At 49.9% G+C, this 407-nt stretch carries 1 protein-coding gene; it reads right to left on the bottom strand.

Annotation, left to right across the window (positions count from 1 at the left end):
• Window positions 1-108: 108 nt before the first annotated feature.
• On the bottom strand, window positions 109-407 hold a 299-nt coding region (locus tag ACLWS4_RS37630), incomplete at its 5' end, for a respiratory nitrate reductase subunit gamma (protein ID WP_416876521.1).

The following is a 407-nucleotide window of genomic DNA, read 5'->3' as shown; positions in this document are numbered from 1 at the left end:
TTATATAGGTAAGAAGAGAAGAGAGGATGACCCAAATCATAAAAGCTGCCACTAAACTAATTGTCTGCAATGGGAGTTGAATCTTTTTCATATGCTTATCCTTTCATCTCATTTTTCCGGTATGCGCTTGTAACCGGCGCGGGACCGGTATTGTTGTGGGGCGCGTACCGGATAGCGCGCCGGGAAGCTGAACAGGTGGACAAGGCGCGTAAACGGGATCGAAGCGAACAAGAGAAACGCCGCAATGACATGCACTTTAAATAGGAGCGGTACGCCGTCCATCAGTTCATGTTTTGGCCGGAAAACAAACAGGCTCCGGAACCACGGGCCGATGGTTGCCCTGTATTCATATGCGGTGACCGTCGTATTGTACACAATGCAGACCCGGTTGAATCGGCAGAAGAAGC

This window comes from Kitasatospora sp. SC0581 (assembly GCF_048159585.1).
GTDB lineage: Bacteria > Actinomycetota > Actinomycetes > Streptomycetales > Streptomycetaceae > Kitasatospora.
Note: the sequence above shows the minus strand (reverse complement) of the source record. Positions and strands in the feature narration are given on the sequence as shown.